This window comes from Pseudarthrobacter sp. alpha12b, assembly GCF_054130495.1.
Map to the genome: position 1 here is coordinate 4,538,848 of NZ_CP196746.1, position 14,978 is coordinate 4,553,825.

At 65.9% G+C, this 14,978-nt stretch carries 13 protein-coding genes; all 13 read left to right on the forward strand.

Going from position 1 to position 14,978, the window contains the following annotated elements:
- Positions 1–20: 20 nt before the first annotated feature.
- Complete coding sequence (locus ACTAQI_RS21060; RefSeq protein WP_457948485.1) at positions 21–851, forward strand: inositol monophosphatase family protein; 831 nt, start codon at positions 21–23, stop codon at positions 849–851.
- Between the two features lie 93 nt (positions 852–944).
- Complete coding sequence (gene pcrA, locus ACTAQI_RS21065; RefSeq protein ID WP_457951122.1) at positions 945–3,506, forward strand: DNA helicase PcrA; 2,562 nt, start codon at positions 945–947, stop codon at positions 3,504–3,506.
- Positions 3,507–3,526: 20 nt separating this feature from the next.
- The gene (locus ACTAQI_RS21070; protein WP_457948487.1) at positions 3,527–4,234 is read left to right on the forward strand and encodes a hypothetical protein; all 708 of its coding nucleotides are present in this window, start codon (positions 3,527–3,529) and stop codon (positions 4,232–4,234) included.
- A 225-nt stretch (positions 4,235–4,459) separates the two neighbouring features.
- Complete coding sequence (gene sucC, locus ACTAQI_RS21075) at positions 4,460–5,629, forward strand: ADP-forming succinate--CoA ligase subunit beta (protein WP_457948489.1); 1,170 nt, start codon at positions 4,460–4,462, stop codon at positions 5,627–5,629.
- A gap of 10 nt (positions 5,630–5,639) precedes the next feature.
- A complete protein-coding gene (gene sucD, locus ACTAQI_RS21080) occupies positions 5,640–6,542 on the forward strand; it encodes a succinate--CoA ligase subunit alpha (protein WP_457948491.1) in 903 nt (300 codons plus the stop codon).
- Between the two features lie 179 nt (positions 6,543–6,721).
- Positions 6,722–7,453, forward strand: a complete 732-nt coding sequence (locus tag ACTAQI_RS21085) for a FadR/GntR family transcriptional regulator (RefSeq protein WP_457951123.1) — start codon at positions 6,722–6,724, stop codon at positions 7,451–7,453.
- A gap of 218 nt (positions 7,454–7,671) precedes the next feature.
- Positions 7,672–9,021 carry an MFS transporter gene (locus ACTAQI_RS21090; protein WP_457948493.1) on the forward strand — a complete coding sequence of 450 codons (1,350 nt, stop codon included), beginning with the start codon at positions 7,672–7,674 and terminating at the stop codon, positions 9,019–9,021.
- Positions 9,022–9,030: 9 nt separating this feature from the next.
- Positions 9,031–9,807: an SDR family NAD(P)-dependent oxidoreductase gene (locus ACTAQI_RS21095; RefSeq protein WP_457948495.1), complete on the forward strand. Its 777-nt coding sequence runs from the start codon at positions 9,031–9,033 to the stop codon at positions 9,805–9,807.
- Positions 9,808–9,917: 110 nt separating this feature from the next.
- Positions 9,918–10,607 carry a GntR family transcriptional regulator gene (locus ACTAQI_RS21100; protein WP_457948497.1) on the forward strand — a complete coding sequence of 230 codons (690 nt, stop codon included), beginning with the start codon at positions 9,918–9,920 and terminating at the stop codon, positions 10,605–10,607.
- Positions 10,608–10,747: 140 nt separating this feature from the next.
- The gene (locus tag ACTAQI_RS21105; RefSeq protein ID WP_457948499.1) at positions 10,748–11,746 is read left to right on the forward strand and encodes a sugar phosphate isomerase/epimerase family protein; all 999 of its coding nucleotides are present in this window, start codon (positions 10,748–10,750) and stop codon (positions 11,744–11,746) included.
- A 44-nt stretch (positions 11,747–11,790) separates the two neighbouring features.
- The gene (locus tag ACTAQI_RS21110; protein ID WP_457948501.1) at positions 11,791–13,512 is read left to right on the forward strand and encodes a dihydroxyacetone kinase family protein; all 1,722 of its coding nucleotides are present in this window, start codon (positions 11,791–11,793) and stop codon (positions 13,510–13,512) included.
- A 10-nt stretch (positions 13,513–13,522) separates the two neighbouring features.
- A complete protein-coding gene (locus ACTAQI_RS21115) occupies positions 13,523–14,017 on the forward strand; it encodes a ribose-5-phosphate isomerase (RefSeq protein ID WP_457948503.1) in 495 nt (164 codons plus the stop codon).
- Positions 14,014–14,967 (forward strand): 3-hydroxyacyl-CoA dehydrogenase family protein, encoded by a 954-nt coding sequence (locus tag ACTAQI_RS21120; RefSeq protein WP_457948505.1) that lies wholly within the window; start codon positions 14,014–14,016, stop codon positions 14,965–14,967. Before ACTAQI_RS21115 ends, ACTAQI_RS21120 begins: the two co-directional genes overlap by 4 nt.
- Positions 14,968–14,978 lie beyond the last annotated feature (11 nt).

Genomic DNA, 14,978 nt, shown 5'->3' on the forward strand with positions numbered 1-14,978 from the left:
CCGCCCCATAAACTGAACCCATGACCACTGGCCGACACAGCGCAGCTGTACTTGACCCCTCACTGGACGACTACGAACTGGCGTCCGCGCTGGTCCGCGAAGCCGGACAGCTGGCGCTCCTCATGCGCATGGCCGGCCTGCAGTCTGAACAAAAGACCTCCGTCTCCGATGTGGTGACCGCGGCCGACCACGCCGCCGAGGCATACGTCCTGGAGCAGTTGCAGCGCTGCCGGCCGGAAGACGGCATCCTCGGCGAGGAAGGCGCGTCCGTCCAGGGAACCAGCGGCCGGACCTGGGTGATCGACCCCGTGGACGGCACCTACAACTTCCTGCACGGCTCCACATACTGGTGTTCCGCCATTGCGCTGAAGAACCGCGATGATGTGTTGCTGGGTGCCGTCTTCCAGCCCGAGGAGGACAAGCTGTGGCTCGGCGGCCATGACCGGGCCGCCACGCTCAACGGTGATCCGCTGACGGCGTTCAGCGACGACGGCGGCAGGCGCAACGCCGCCGATGTTGCCGAACTTGGCGCGGCCACCTACATCCACCCCACGTGGCTGATGGATCCCATGTGCGCCATGCCGTGGCATGCTGCGGCCACCTCCGCCGCGTCCCTCCGCATGCTGGGGTCCGGATCCTGCGACCTGGGCCGTGTGGCGAATGGGCAGCTGGGGTGCTGGTTCCAGCACAGCTGCCCGGAATGGGACTGGCTGCCGGGAAAGGCGATTGTCCGTGCCGCCGGGGGCACAGTGGACACCGTCCGGGTCAACGGGCTGGAGTGGTTCCTCGCTGGAGGGACGACGGCGGTGCGCCAGTTGCGTGCCGCCCTTCAGTCAGGCTCCGTCGGCTAGGAATCACCACAGCCCCATGTGGATAAGTGCCCGCAATCCACAGGCTGGAAGGCGTTGTCGGTCCCACCGCCTAGACTTGTAGGCACCATGGATATGTTGTTTGACCCGTACTCTGACGGACCGTTCAAGGCCGCTCCTGCCGCCACCGCCCGCACCAGGACGGGGCCGGAGGGCGTTGCCACCGCGGCAGGGCCGGGCGGAATGCCGGACCCGCACGTCGACGGGGAACACCCGTCCGGGGGATGGCAGCATGGCAACCAGCCCCACGGCAGCCAGCATGACGGGAATGCGGACGACGCCGGCAGGCACCATGGCAGCCGCCGTCCCGACGCTGCCCAGTTGCTGGAGGGCCTGAACCCGCAGCAGGAGGAAGCGGTCAAGCATGCCGGGTCTGCGCTGTTGATCGTCGCGGGTGCCGGATCCGGCAAGACCCGCGTCCTCAGCAATAGGATCGCGTACCTGATCGCCACCGGCCGCGCCCACCACGGGGAAATCCTGGCCATCACCTTTACCAACAAGGCGGCCGCGGAAATGCGGGAGCGCATTGAGGCGCTGGTGGGTGGCCGCGCAAAGATCATGTGGATCTCCACGTTCCACTCGTCCTGCGTCCGGATCCTGCGGCAGGAAGCAGCCAACGTCGGACTGAAATCCAACTTCTCCATCTACGACTCCGCCGACTCCCTGCGCCTGGTCACCCAGGTATCCAAAACCCTGGACCTGGACCCCAAGAAGTTTGCGCCCAAGGCCATCCAGCACAAGATTTCGGCCCTGAAGAACGAGTTGATCGACGCCGAGTCCTTTGCCTCGGCCGCCAACTACAACGACCCCTTCGAACATGCGGTCGCGGACGTCTACAAGGGCTACACGCAGCGGTTGCGCCAAGCCAACGCCATGGACTTCGACGACCTCATCGCCGAGACCGTCTACATGTTCCGCGCCTTCCCATCGTTGGCAGAGTCCTACCGCCGCCGGTTCCGCCACGTCCTGGTGGACGAATACCAGGACACCAACCACGCCCAGTACGCCCTGGTCCGGGAGATCGTGGGCGAGGGCCCGGGCGCCTCCGAACTGACAGTGGTGGGCGACTCGGACCAGTCCATCTACGCCTTCCGGGGCGCGGACATCCGGAACATCGTGGAGTTCGAAAAGGACTACCCGGAGGCCCGCACCATCAAGCTGGAGCAGAACTACCGCTCCACCCAGAACATCCTGAGCGCCGCCAACTCGGTGATCTCCCGCAACCCCAACCGGCCGGAGAAGCGGCTGTGGACCGCCGAGGGCGAAGGCCACAAGATCATCGGGTACGTCGGCGAAAACGAACATGACGAAGCGCAGTTCATCGCCAAGGAGATCGACCGGCTCCAGGACGAGGAGAACCTCCGCCCTGGAGATGTCGCCATTTTCTACCGGACCAACGCCCAGTCCCGCTCCATCGAGGACGTGCTGGTGCGCGTGGGTTTGCCGTACAAGGTGGTGGGCGGCACCCGCTTCTACGAGCGCAAGGAAATCAAGGACGCCCTGGCTTACCTGCGCGTCCTGGTGAACCCGGACGACGACGTCAACCTCCGCCGGGTGCTCAACGAACCAAAGCGCGGCATCGGAGATCGCGCGGAGGGCGCCGTGGCGGCACTCGCCAGCCGTGAGCGCACTTCCTTCATGGCGGCCGCACGCCGCGCGGACCAGGCTCCAGGCATGGCCACCCGCTCAGTCAACGCTGTCCTGGGCTTCGTGAAAATGCTGGACGACCTCGCTGAAGTGGCCGCCGGGTCCGGCGCTGCCGCTGCACTTGAAGCGGTTCTGGAACAGACCGGCTACCTCGCCGCGCTGCGCTCCAGCACCGACCCCCAGGACGAGTCCCGTGTGGAAAACCTCGCTGAACTCGTGGCCGTGGTGCGGGAGTACGAGCAGGAGAATCCCGAGGGCAGCCTTGGCGCGTTCCTGGAGCAGGTTTCCCTGGTGGCAGACGCCGATCAGATCCCGGACGCCCCTGGCGCGGACATTGACGCCGCAGTTGCGGAGGCCAAGCGGCTGGGCGTGGTGACACTGATGACCCTGCACACGGCCAAGGGCCTGGAATTTCCCGTGGTCTTCCTCACCGGCATGGAGCACGGTCTTTTCCCCCACCAGCGCTCCGCCACCGACCCCAAGGAACTGGCCGAGGAACGCCGGCTGGCCTATGTGGGCCTCACCCGTGCACGGAGGCGGCTGTACGTCACCCGGTCCGAGGTGCGCAGCATGTGGGGCCAGAGCCAGTACAACCCTGCCAGCCAGTTCCTGGAAGAAATCCCGGCAGAGCTGCTGGAATGGAAGCGGGAAGGAACCAGCCGGCAATCGTGGGGAGGCGGCGGCTCGATTGGCTCAGGCCGCTACAGCGGATCGTTCTGGGGTGCCGGCACAGCCCGCGGCGCCGCGGCAGACTCTTCCGCCGGTTTCAATGCCGACGTCCCAGCGTTCATCGCCAAGAACCGGGTGCAGCCGCAGAAGGAAATTATCGCCGTCAGCGTGGGGGACAAGGTCAACCACACCAGTTTTGGCAACGGAACCGTCCTGGCCCTGGAAGGGGCAGGAGACAAGACCGTGGCAAAGGTGAAGTTCGACGTCGGCGAAAAGCGCCTGCTCCTGCGGTACGCGCCGCTCACCAAGCTGGACGCCTAAGCAGGCCCTTGGCGGGCATAATGGAGGCCATGCGACGGACTGTTGGGGGGATGCTCGCCGCCCTTTTCCTTATCACTGCCACGGGGTGCACGGTGACCACCCAGGACCCTTCGTATGTTCCGCCGGCCCCGCTCCCACCCATGGAGCAGCTGGTAAAAGCGCCCCTGGCGGACGCGAAGACCTACTCCAGCGGCGAAGACGTTCTCTCTTTCATCACCGCGGACCGAACCGTCGCGTGCTCGCTCACGTCCGCCCGCGGGGAACACCTGAACCTGCCCTACGAGCAGAACCGCTACAGCGACGCCGCCAACAACAAGCTGCCCATCGTCCCGGTAGCCCACTGCGAGCTCGCCTCCTATCCGGCGCCCGAGCCAGGCGATATCAAGGACGACTGCGCCGGAACCCACCTTGGCTACCTGGGCGGTGTGGCCCTCCTGTCGCCGGACACCGCCCGCTACGGGGAATGCCGTTCCGGCGTCACATCCATGGAAGGAACGTACGGGCCCAAGGGGAACAAAGCGGGGCCCCTGACGCAATTGCCTGTGCTTGCGGACGGGCAAAACCTCGAACGCAACGGGCTGCGCTGCTCCGCTTACAACGGCGGCGTGGCATGCGGAAACGTGTCAGCGGGTGTCGGATTCTTCGTTTCCCCGCAACGTTACGAGCTGATTCCGGGCCCCAATAAAAGCAGCGAGCCTGTACCGCCGGAGGGCCAAAAAACCCCGTAAATCCGCGGTTTTTCTACGCTCAATAGAATAGTGTGCTTACTCACATAAGAGGTAGTCTGGGACGGCCCGGTCCCTCCAAAGGACTAGAGTTCCCAATGGAGCATTACGCCGCGTGGCTCGTTTCCAGACAGGCCGCCGGTGCGTGCAATCCGCAGCCCGGTCATCGTCCTTTTCGATGGTGTCCGACTGTACAGAAACTACTTCGACGTAGAAGGACACTAAACCGTGGACCTGTTTGAATACCAGGCGCGCGATATGTTCGAGGCGCACGGTGTACCCGTGCTTGCCGGCATCGTGGCGTACACCCCAGAAGAAGCAAAGGCAGCTGCCGAGAAGATCGGCGGCGTAACCGTTGTCAAGGCACAGGTCAAGGCAGGCGGCCGTGGCAAGGCCGGCGGCGTCAAGGTCGCAAAGTCCGCGGATGAGGCGTTTGAGCACGCCACCAACATCCTGGGCATGGACATCAAGGGCCACACCGTCAACAAGGTGATGATCGCACAGGGTGCTGACATCGCCGAGGAGTTCTACTTCTCCGTCCTGCTGGACCGGGCCAACCGCAACTACCTGGCCATGTGCTCGGTTGAAGGCGGCATGGAAATCGAACAGCTCGCCGTCGAACGTCCCGAAGCGCTGGCCAAGATCGCCATCGACCCCGCCGTGGGCATCGACCAGGCCAAGGCCGACGAAATCGTCGCAGCCGCCGGCTTCGCCGAGGAACTGCGCGGCAAGGTCGCCGCCGTGATCCTCAAGCTCTGGGATGTCTTCAAGAAGGAAGACGCCACCCTGGTGGAGGTCAACCCGCTGGTCAAGACCGGTGCCGGCGACATCGTCGCCCTGGACGGCAAGGTCTCCCTCGACGAGAACGCCGACTTCCGCCACGCCAAGCACGCGCAGCTCGAGGACAAGGACGCTGCAGACCCGCTTGAGGCCAAGGCAAAGGCGCAGGACCTCAACTACGTCAAGCTCGACGGCGAAGTGGGCATCATCGGTAACGGTGCAGGCCTGGTCATGTCCACCCTCGACGTGGTGGCCTACGCCGGTGAGAACCACGGCAACGTCAAGCCCGCCAACTTCCTGGACATCGGTGGCGGAGCCTCGGCAGAGGTCATGGCCGCAGGTCTGGACGTCATCCTGGGTGACGAGCAGGTCAAGTCCGTGTTCGTGAACGTCTTCGGCGGCATCACCGCGTGTGACGCCGTCGCCAAGGGCATCGTCGGCGCACTCGCCGAACTGGGCAGCTCCGCCAACAAGCCGCTGGTAGTCCGCCTCGACGGCAACAACGTCGAGGAAGGCCGCCGCATCCTCACCGAGGCCAACCACCCGCTGGTTACCTTGGCCGCCACCATGGACGAGGGCGCCGACAAGGCCGCCGAGCTCGCCAACGCAGCGAAGTAAGGGACGCACCATGTCTATCTATCTGAACAAGGACTCCAAGGTCATCGTCCAGGGCATCACCGGCGGCGAAGGCACCAAGCACACCGCCCTGATGCTCAAGGCCGGCACCAACATCGTTGGCGGCGTCAACGCCCGCAAGGCCGGCACCACGGTCCTGCACGGCGACAAGGAAATCAACGTCTACGGCACCGTCAAGGAAGCCATGGCTGAAACCGGCGCCGACGTCTCCATCGTCTTCGTTCCGCCGGCATTCACCAAGAACGCCGTGGTCGAAGCCATCGAGGCGGGCATCGGCCTGGTCGTGGTCATCACCGAAGGCGTTCCCGTCCAGGACTCCGCCGAATTCTGGGCCCTGGCCCAGTCCAAGGTTGACGCCGACGGCAACCAGGTCACCCGCATCATTGGCCCGAACTGCCCCGGCATCATCACCCCCGGTGAAGCACTGGTTGGCATCACCCCCGCCAACATCACCGGCAAGGGCCCCATCGGCCTGGTTTCCAAGTCCGGCACGCTGACCTACCAGATGATGTACGAACTGCGCGACCTGGGCTTCTCCACCGCCATCGGCATCGGCGGCGACCCCATCATCGGCACCACCCACATCGACGCCCTGGCCGCGTTCGAGGCAGACCCCGAGACCAAGGCCATCGTCATGATCGGTGAAATCGGCGGCGACGCCGAAGAGCGCGCAGCCGACTACATCAAGGCCAACGTCACCAAGCCGGTCGTCGGCTACGTTGCCGGCTTTACCGCCCCCGAAGGCAAGACCATGGGCCACGCAGGCGCTATCGTCTCCGGCTCCGCCGGTACCGCGCAGGCCAAGAAGGAAGCCCTCGAGGCAGCCGGCGTGAAGGTTGGCAAGACGCCTTCCGAGACCGCCAAGCTGCTCCGCGAGGTCTACTCAGCCCTCTAGGCAGAACCGCACAACGCGGGGTCACTCCCTGCCGTCCCATGCAGTGGGACGGCAGGGAGTGGCCCCGCGTTTGGTATTTAACCTACGACGACGGTCCGGCGGCGGTTGCACAGGTGCGTCTAGTAATGTTTAGGGAAGGAAATCGCGGCGCCGCGGGCGCGCAGGCAGGGGAAATGACGATGGCAGAGAAGCGGCCCACCCTGGTCGACGCCGTCGTGGACAAGGTCCTCGAATACATCCTGAGCGGCCAGATCAAGGCCGACGACGCCCTTCCGCCGGAAGCGGACATTGCCAAGGAATCAGGGGTCAGCCGCCTCACTGCGCGTGAAGCCATGAAGGCCCTTAAGGCGCAGGACGTGGTGTACGTGAAACGCGGCCTGGGCACGTTCGTCAATCCGCCCGAGCGCTGGACGGGGCTGGATGCCATCATGCGGGCAGCGTCCAGGGGCGTGGCCTCGGACCAGGTGGCCCTTCGGCTCTTGGAGGTCCGCCGCATGGTGGAGACCGGGGCCGCCGAACTTGCAGCCTCCCGCCACAGGCCGGCTGACCTCACTGCACTGCAGGACAGCGTGGACCAAATGGAAGCGGCGCACCACGCGGGCGACGTGGATGCGCTGACGGTGGCCGACATTGCTTTCCATGACACCGTCCTGCGGGCGTCCGGCAACCCGTTCGTGCCGGCCCTGCTGGGCCAGTTGTCCACCCTGCTTTACGCCATGCGGCGCGAGACCTCGGCGTTCCCCGACGTGCAGCGCCACGCCATCCACCATCACAAAATGGTCCTGGCAGCGATCGCCGCCGGCGATCCGGCCACCGCGCGCTCCACGATGGACGCGCACATCACCCAGACCTTCGAGGACTACGAGCAGTTCCTTGCCATGTCCACCCGCACTGGAGCCACAGCAGGCTAACGCTCCTGCCTGCCGTTTGCCGCAGCGGGTAGCCGGAAACGGCGGCGTTCTTCCACACCTTCCGCTCATGTTGACGCCCTTTCACGCCTGTGACTAGAATCTCATACAGACATCAGACATCTGATATCAAGCCCCCTCACAATGCCGCCAGCCAAAGGAGTCTTCATGCGCGCGCATTCCCTTTTCAAGGGTCCCCAAACTCAAACTGGAGGCCTGCGATGACCTCTCGCGCTGTTACCCCTGCCCTCAGCGACCTGGGGGAGACCACCCTCCGCAAGGTACGCCGGCGGCTCATGCCCCTGATCGTCCTTCTCTATTTCATCGCCTACCTGGACCGGAACAATGTGGGCTTTGCCAAGCTCGGCATGCAGGGTGACATCGGCCTGACCGAAGCCGCCTACGGCCTGGGTGCCGGCATCTTCTTCCTGGGCTACGCCCTGCTAGAGATCCCATCCAACGGCGGCATGTACCGCTACGGCGCCCGGAAGTGGATCGCCCGCATCCTCATCAGCTGGGGCATCTTCGCCACCGCGATGTTCCTGGTCAACGGCGAGACCACGTTCTACATCATCCGCTTCCTGCTCGGGGCGGCGGAAGCAGGCTTCTTCCCGGCGATCCTCTTCTACCTGACCCTCTGGTTCCCCGCCGCGCAGCGCGTCACGGTGCTGGGCATCTTCATCCTGGCCCAGCCCATCTCCAACGCCCTCGGCGCCCCGGTATCCGGCATGCTCCTGAACCTGGAAGGTGTCGCCGGACTGCACGGCTGGCAGTGGCTCTACATCCTCGAAGGCATCCCCGCAATCATCCTGGGCATCATCACGCCCTTCGTCATGACGGACCGCCCGGAACACGCCAAGTGGCTCAAGCCGGAAGAACGCGAATGGCTCTCCACCACCATGAGCAAGGAACTGGCCGACAAGCAGAAGAGCGGCAACCACAACTTCCTCGCCGGCCTGAAGGACCCGCGCACGCTGGCGTACTCGGCCCTGTACTTCGGCCTGGTCTGCGGCATCTACGGCCTGGGCCTCTGGCTGCCGACCATCGTCAAGGCGCTCGGCACGTTCGACTCAACACAGGTCGGGTTCATCGTCTTCATTCCATATGCCATCGCCGCGGTGTTCGTCTACTTCTGGAGCAAGCGCTCGGACCGCACCGGCAACCGGGTGTGGCACGCCAGCGTCAGCATGGTGCTTGCCGCCGTCGGCCTCCTGGGCGCCGGCTTCCTCCTGCCCGTCAACGCCGTGCTTGCCATGGTCTTCCTGACCCTCGCCGCGATGGGCATCTATTCCGCGATTGCGCCCTTCCTGGCCATGCCCTCCGCAGCGCTCACCGGCGCCGCGGCCGCAGCCGGGCTGGCCATGGTCAACTCGCTCGGCAACCTGGGCGGCTTCGTAGCCCCCTACATCGTGGGCATCCTCAAGGACGCCACCGGAAACAGCCAGACCGGCCTGATTTTCCTCGCCGCCTGCCTGGCCGTGACCGCCGTCGCCACCTACCTTTACGCACACAAGCGGCCCGAAGGTGTCTCCGCCCCCGGGGCCACCGTTCCTGCCGCCGAAACCCACTAGGAAACAGCAATGACTACAGAGCACGCATTCCCCACAGAACGTACCGCGGTCCTGACCGGGGCGGCATCGGCCCGCGGCATTGGCCGCGCAACCGCGGACCGATTGGCCAGCCAGGGCTGGTCCATCGCCATCCTGGACATCAACGCCGAAGACGCCCAAGCCGCCGCGGCGGAAATTGGCTCCAGCCGTGCCGTCAAGGCCATCGGCGTGGGAGCCGACGTGTCGGACGAGGCATCGGTGGACCGGGCCATCACGGAGATCGAGCAGGCTCTTCCGCCCATCGTGGGACTGGTGAACCTGGCCGGAATCAGTTCGCCCACCCCCTTCATGGAAACCACCGTGGCGGAATGGGACAAGGTCTTCGCCATCAACATGCGCGGTACCTTCGTTGTTTCCCAGCGCGTCCTCAAGGGCATGATCGAGCGGAAGCTGGGGCGGATCGTCAGCATCTCCTCCATCTCCGCCCAGCGCGGCGGCGGCACCTACTCCAAGGTGGCCTACAGTGCCTCCAAGGCCGGCATCCTGGGGTTCACCCGCGCGCTGGCCCGGGAAGTTGGCGAACACAACATCACCGTGAACGCCATCGCGCCGGGCCCGATCGACACGGACATCATGGGCGGGACGCTCAGCGATGAGCGCAAGGCGCAGATGTCCGAGGGGATCATGATGGGCCGGGTGGGAACCCGCGAGGAAGTGGGGGCCCTGATCGCGTTCCTCCTCAGCGCGGACGCCGGCTACATCACGGCCGCCACCTATGACATCAACGGCGGCCTGCAGGTTTCCTGACATCCTCCAGGCACCGGTGCCGTGCGGCGGCTTAGTGGCCGCGCGGCACCGTTGCCAGGGGCGCCGCCATCCGCAACCTCCCGCCCCTTTACCGGCTATAGGATTTCTACATGGCAACCAAGAACCAGGCGTCCGGCGGCGTGAGCAGGCAGGTCCTCGCCGACCACGTTTATGAAGCGCTTCTGGTTGCCCTGATGGATGGCAGGCTGGAAGCCGGCACCCCGGTCAGTATCGACGGGATGGCCCGGGAACTGGACGTCTCACCGACGCCGGTGCGGGAGGCGCTCGCCCGGCTGGAGGCCACCGGAATGGTCCGGAGGATGGCCCTGCGCGGGTACCGGGTGGCCCCGCTGTTCTCTCCGGAAGAGCTGGCAGACCTGATGGACGCCCGGCTGGTGATCGAGCCGGCCAACGCCTTCATGGCCTGTAAGCACGCGGACCCGAAGCTCACGGCGCAGCTGGAGCAGGCCATCGAGGACCTGAAGGCGGCACCGCGGGGTCCGTCGTTCGCCGAGTTCCGTGCCTACTGGGAGGCTGACGAACGTTTCCACCGCCTCATCGCTGAATCCGCGGACAACCAGTTCCTGCTGTCCGCCTACAACGCGCTGGGCGGCCAGGTGCAGCGCTTCCGTTTCTTCGGCGGTTTGGGTGTCACTGACGCCGACTATGCCATCGCGGAACATACCGAGATCCTGAGGGCCTTCGAAGCCGGCGATGCCGGGCTGGCCCGGCAAAAAATGATCGACCACATCGAGGGCGTCAAGCAGCGCTCGCAGCACGACAGCGAAGTGCGCAGCTAGCCCTGCCGCCCGGCGCGCCGGGGGAACCTGAGCGCCCCGATATCCCGCCCCTCACATTGAGAAGGCACCACCGAGCCCTTGACAGGGACGCACAATGCCGTAGATCCTATAGGAAATGCGATTCATGATCTGGAGTGACAATGCCGTACACCGCTGAAAACTGGCCCATCGCCGCTGCCCTGCTGCAGTTCCCCGGTACCAAGCCGAACGGAACCACCGTCCAGGACGCCCCTGCCGGCGACTGGCAGCAGGTCTTCGAGGAAGTGGCCGACGCCGGCTTCACCAACGCCGACCTCACGGACAGCTGGGTACGCCCCGGCGACCTGTCCAGCGCCCGGCTGGATGAGCTGAAGGCCGCCGCCGCCGCCGCCGGCCTTGGCCTTCCCTCCATCTCGGCCATCCGCCGCAGCGTGATCGAGGAAGGCCACTGGGAAGACAACCTGGCCTACACCCACCGCACCCTCGAAGCAGCAGCGCAGCTTGGCTGCGAGGTTGTCTCGATCGGCCTGCACCAGGCCATAACCCCTGAGCAGCGGAAGCAGCTGTGGTTCTGGACCGTCGAAGGCCACAAGGACCCCGTGGGGGACAAGGAAAGCTGGAACAGCGCCGTCACCCGCATCCGTGAAGTAGGCAAGCACGCCGCTGAACTTGGCCTCCTGGTATCACTGGAGATGTACGAGGACACGTACCTGGGTACGGGCGACTCTTCCGTACAGCTGGTCCAGGACATCGACCTGCCCAACGTCGGGCTGAACCCGGACCTGGGCAACCTGATCCGCCTGCACCGCCCCATCGAGGACTGGCGTGAACTGGTCCAGAAGACGCTGCCCTACTCCAACTACTGGCACGTCAAGAACTACATCCGCGACGAGGACCAGGCGCGGGACCAGTACGTTGCCATGCCGGCCCCCATGGAATCCGGACTCATCAGCTACCGCGAGGCCTTCCAGTTCGCCATCTCGGTGGGCTTCCAGGGCGTCATCTGCACCGAGCACTACGGCGGCGACGGCCTGAGCGTCACTGCCGCCAACCAGGAATACCTGCGCCGGCAGGTGCTGCCCAAGCGGGACGGCTATGCACTGGGCACCAGCCTGGTGGCCCAGGGGCGGCAGACCCCTGCGGCAGTTCCTGCACGCTAGGCCGGCAGGCATCCCAACCGACCCAACCGGTTCAACGAGGAATCATGACAAAGATATTTGACGATCCAGCGCAGTTCGCAGACGACGCCCTCGACGGCTTCGTCGCCGCCAACCGACAGTACGTGGCGCGCGTTGACGGCGGCGTGGTCCGCTCCACCGAATCACCGGAGGGGCAGGTGGCACTGGTCATCGGCGGCGGATCCGGCCACTACCCGGCCTTCGCCGGCCTGGTGGGCGCCGGGCTGGCCGCCGGAAGCGCCTGCGGCAACATGTTTGCCTCCCCCTCCGCGGGGCAGGTGTACCGGGTGGCCAAAGCGTCACAAGCGGGCGGCGGTGTCCTCCTCAGCTACGGCAACTACGCAGGCGACGTCCTGCACTTTGGCCAGGCTCAGGAAAAGCTGAACGCCGAGGGCATCGAAACCCGCACAGTGCTGGTGACCGATGACATCGCCAGCGCACCGCTCGAAGAAATCGGCAAGCGCCGTGGCATCGCCGGCGACCTCACGGTGTTCAAGGTGGCCGGGGCGGCAGCAGAAGCGGGCCTGGACCTGGACGAGGTGGAGCGGCTTGCCATCAAGGCCAACCACCACACCCGCTCGCTCGGTGTTGCCTTTGCCGGCTGCACCCTGCCCGGAGCTGCCGAGCCGCTGTTCACAGTGCCCGACGGCATGATGTCGGTGGGGCTCGGCATCCACGGCGAGCCGGGCATCTCGGAGCAACCCCTTCCCACCGCCAGCGAGCTCGCAACGCTGCTGGTGGATGGGCTGCTGGCGGACAAGCCGGAAACGGCAGGCCACCGGGTGGTGCCGATCCTGAACGGCCTGGGAACGGTCAAGTACGACGAACTCTTCCTGCTGTTCGGCAGGATCGAGGCGCTGCTCACCCAGGCCGGGCTGGAGATCGTAGAGCCGGAATGCGGTGAACTGGTCACGAGCCTGGACATGTCCGGGCTGTCCCTGACGTTGTTCTGGCTGGATGCGGAACTAGAGAAGTTCTGGGCCGCACCGGCTGACACCCCCGCGTTCCGCAAGGGCAACCTGGCGCCGCGCCGTGCACGGTCCGTCGCATCCCTCGCCGAGGCGGAAACGGCGCCGGCGCTGGCCGCCACGCCAGCTTCGACGGCTTTGGCTGCCACGGCGGTGGGTGTGTTGAAGGAAGCCCGGTCCGTCGTCGTCGAACACGAGGACGCACTGGGGAAACTGGACGCCATCGCCGGGGACGGCGATCACGGCATCGGCATGCGGCGCGGCGTGGACGCTGCCGTGGCGGCCGCCGAGAAATCCCACGCCGGCGGTGCCGGACTGGAGGAAGTCCTTGCGGCGGCCGGTGAGCAGTGGGCCGAACGCGCCGGCGGTACCTCCGGGGCCCTGTGGGGCGCGGCCGTCACCGCCGTCGGCAGGACCCTGGGCAGCAAGGACGCCTACACCGCCGCAGACGCAGCCGCAGCCGTCAACGCCCTCCGCGACGCCATCATCACCCTGGGCAAGGCTGAAGCAGGGGACAAGACCATGGTGGACGCGCTGCTTCCGTTCGCCGACACCTTCAACAAAGCAATTGACGACGGCGGCAGCCTGGCCGGCAGCCTTCGTGCAGCAGCGGAGGCGGCAGCAAAAGCCGCCGACGAGACCGCCGGGCTCAGCCCGAAGAAGGGCCGGGCCCGCCCCCTGGCGGAAAAGAGCCTGGGCCACCCGGACCCCGGTGCCGTGTCCTTCGGCCTCATCGCCCGCAGGGTGGCCGACTACGCCGCCACCATCGAAAGCCACTAAGGAGAACCGCATGACCGAGAACAACCAGCCAGGCTGGCGCATCGTCGTCGGCAATGACGAGGCCGGTGTCGAATACAAGAACGCCCTGCGCGAACTGCTGGAGGCCGACCCCCGCGTCGCCTCCGTGGAGGACGTGGGAGTAGGCGCCGACGACACCACTGCCTACCCGCACCTGGCCGTCGCCGCTGCCCGCAAAGTGGCCGCCGGTGAAGCGGACCGCGCCCTGCTCATCTGCGGAACGGGCCTTGGGGTCGCGATTTCCGCCAACAAGGTACCGGGCATCAGGGCCGTCACCGCCCACGACAGCTACTCCGTGGAACGCTCCGTGCTGTCCAACAACGCCCAGGTCCTGACCATGGGCCAGCGCGTCATCGGCCTTGAACTGGCCAAGAAGCTTGTGGGCGAGTGGCTGGACCACCGCTTCGATGAAAACTCCGCATCCGCGGCCAAAGTAGACGTCATCTCCTCCTACGAGGACGCGTCGGAAGGACTTGAGGACAAATGAGCACTCGCACCATCGCCGTCGTCGGCTCGGGCTACATGGGCGGCGGAATCGCCCAGGTCCTGGCACTGGCCGGAGCCCGCGTGGCGCTGGCAGATGTCTCCGCCGAAATCGCCCAAAGCAACTACGAACGGCTCCTGAAGGAGTCCGACGAGTTCGTGGCAGCCGGCCTCTTCCCGGCCAACGCCACGGACCTGCTCAAGGAAAACCTCTGGGCGGCCAAAGACATTGAAGAAGCGGTGGCCGACGCCGAGTACATCGAGGAGGCGGTGCCGGAGGTCCTGGAGATCAAGCACGCCACCCTGGGCAGGATCAGCGCCGCAGCCCGCCCCGACGCCATCATCGGCTCCAACACCTCCACCATTTCCATCGCCAAGCTGGCTGAGGTAGTGGACAACCCGGAGCGTTTCCTGGGCGTCCACTTCTCCAACCCCGCACCCTTCATCCCCGGCGTGGAAGTCATCCCGCACGAAGGCACCTCGGAGGCCACTGTCCAGGCCGCCCGCACCATCGTGGGGGAGACCGGCAAGGAAACGGCCACCGTCAAGGACGTCACCGGCTTTGTGCTGAACCGGCTCCAGTACGCCCTCTTCCACGAGGCCGCCCAGGTGGTCGAGGAAGGCATCGCCACCGCCGAGGACGTGGACACCCTGGTGCGCACCACCTTCGGCTTCCGGCTGCCGTTCTTCGGCCCCTTCGCCATCGCCGACATGGCAGGCCTGGACGTCTACGCCTTCTGCTACAAGTCTCTCCAGACCGGCTTCCCGGAGCGCTTCGCCACCCCGCAGATCCTGCAGGAAAAGGTGGACGCCGGCCAGCTCGGCACCAAGACCGGTTCCGGTTTCCTCGACGTGCCCGCAGACCGGACCGCAGCCCTCGTTGCCTACCGGAACAAGGCCTACGTCGCCATGCAGAAGCTCATCGAGGACCTGGGGCCCGCGCCGCTGTCCTGACCCGCGCCTGA

Coding starts and splice junctions, on each gene's coding strand:
- ACTAQI_RS21115 (WP_457948503.1), top strand. CDS start 13,523: ATGACCGAGAACAACCAGCCAGGCTGGCGCATCGTCGTCGGCAATGAC.
- sucD (WP_457948491.1), top strand. CDS start 5,640: ATGTCTATCTATCTGAACAAGGACTCCAAGGTCATCGTCCAGGGCATC.
- ACTAQI_RS21105 (WP_457948499.1), top strand. CDS start 10,748: ATGCCGTACACCGCTGAAAACTGGCCCATCGCCGCTGCCCTGCTGCAG.
- ACTAQI_RS21100 (WP_457948497.1), top strand. CDS start 9,918: ATGGCAACCAAGAACCAGGCGTCCGGCGGCGTGAGCAGGCAGGTCCTC.
- ACTAQI_RS21120 (WP_457948505.1), top strand. CDS start 14,014: ATGAGCACTCGCACCATCGCCGTCGTCGGCTCGGGCTACATGGGCGGC.
- ACTAQI_RS21110 (WP_457948501.1), top strand. CDS start 11,791: ATGACAAAGATATTTGACGATCCAGCGCAGTTCGCAGACGACGCCCTC.
- ACTAQI_RS21060 (WP_457948485.1), top strand. CDS start 21: ATGACCACTGGCCGACACAGCGCAGCTGTACTTGACCCCTCACTGGAC.
- ACTAQI_RS21085 (WP_457951123.1), top strand. CDS start 6,722: ATGGCAGAGAAGCGGCCCACCCTGGTCGACGCCGTCGTGGACAAGGTC.
- ACTAQI_RS21090 (WP_457948493.1), top strand. CDS start 7,672: ATGACCTCTCGCGCTGTTACCCCTGCCCTCAGCGACCTGGGGGAGACC.
- ACTAQI_RS21070 (WP_457948487.1), top strand. CDS start 3,527: ATGGAGGCCATGCGACGGACTGTTGGGGGGATGCTCGCCGCCCTTTTC.
- pcrA (WP_457951122.1), top strand. CDS start 945: ATGTTGTTTGACCCGTACTCTGACGGACCGTTCAAGGCCGCTCCTGCC.
- ACTAQI_RS21095 (WP_457948495.1), top strand. CDS start 9,031: ATGACTACAGAGCACGCATTCCCCACAGAACGTACCGCGGTCCTGACC.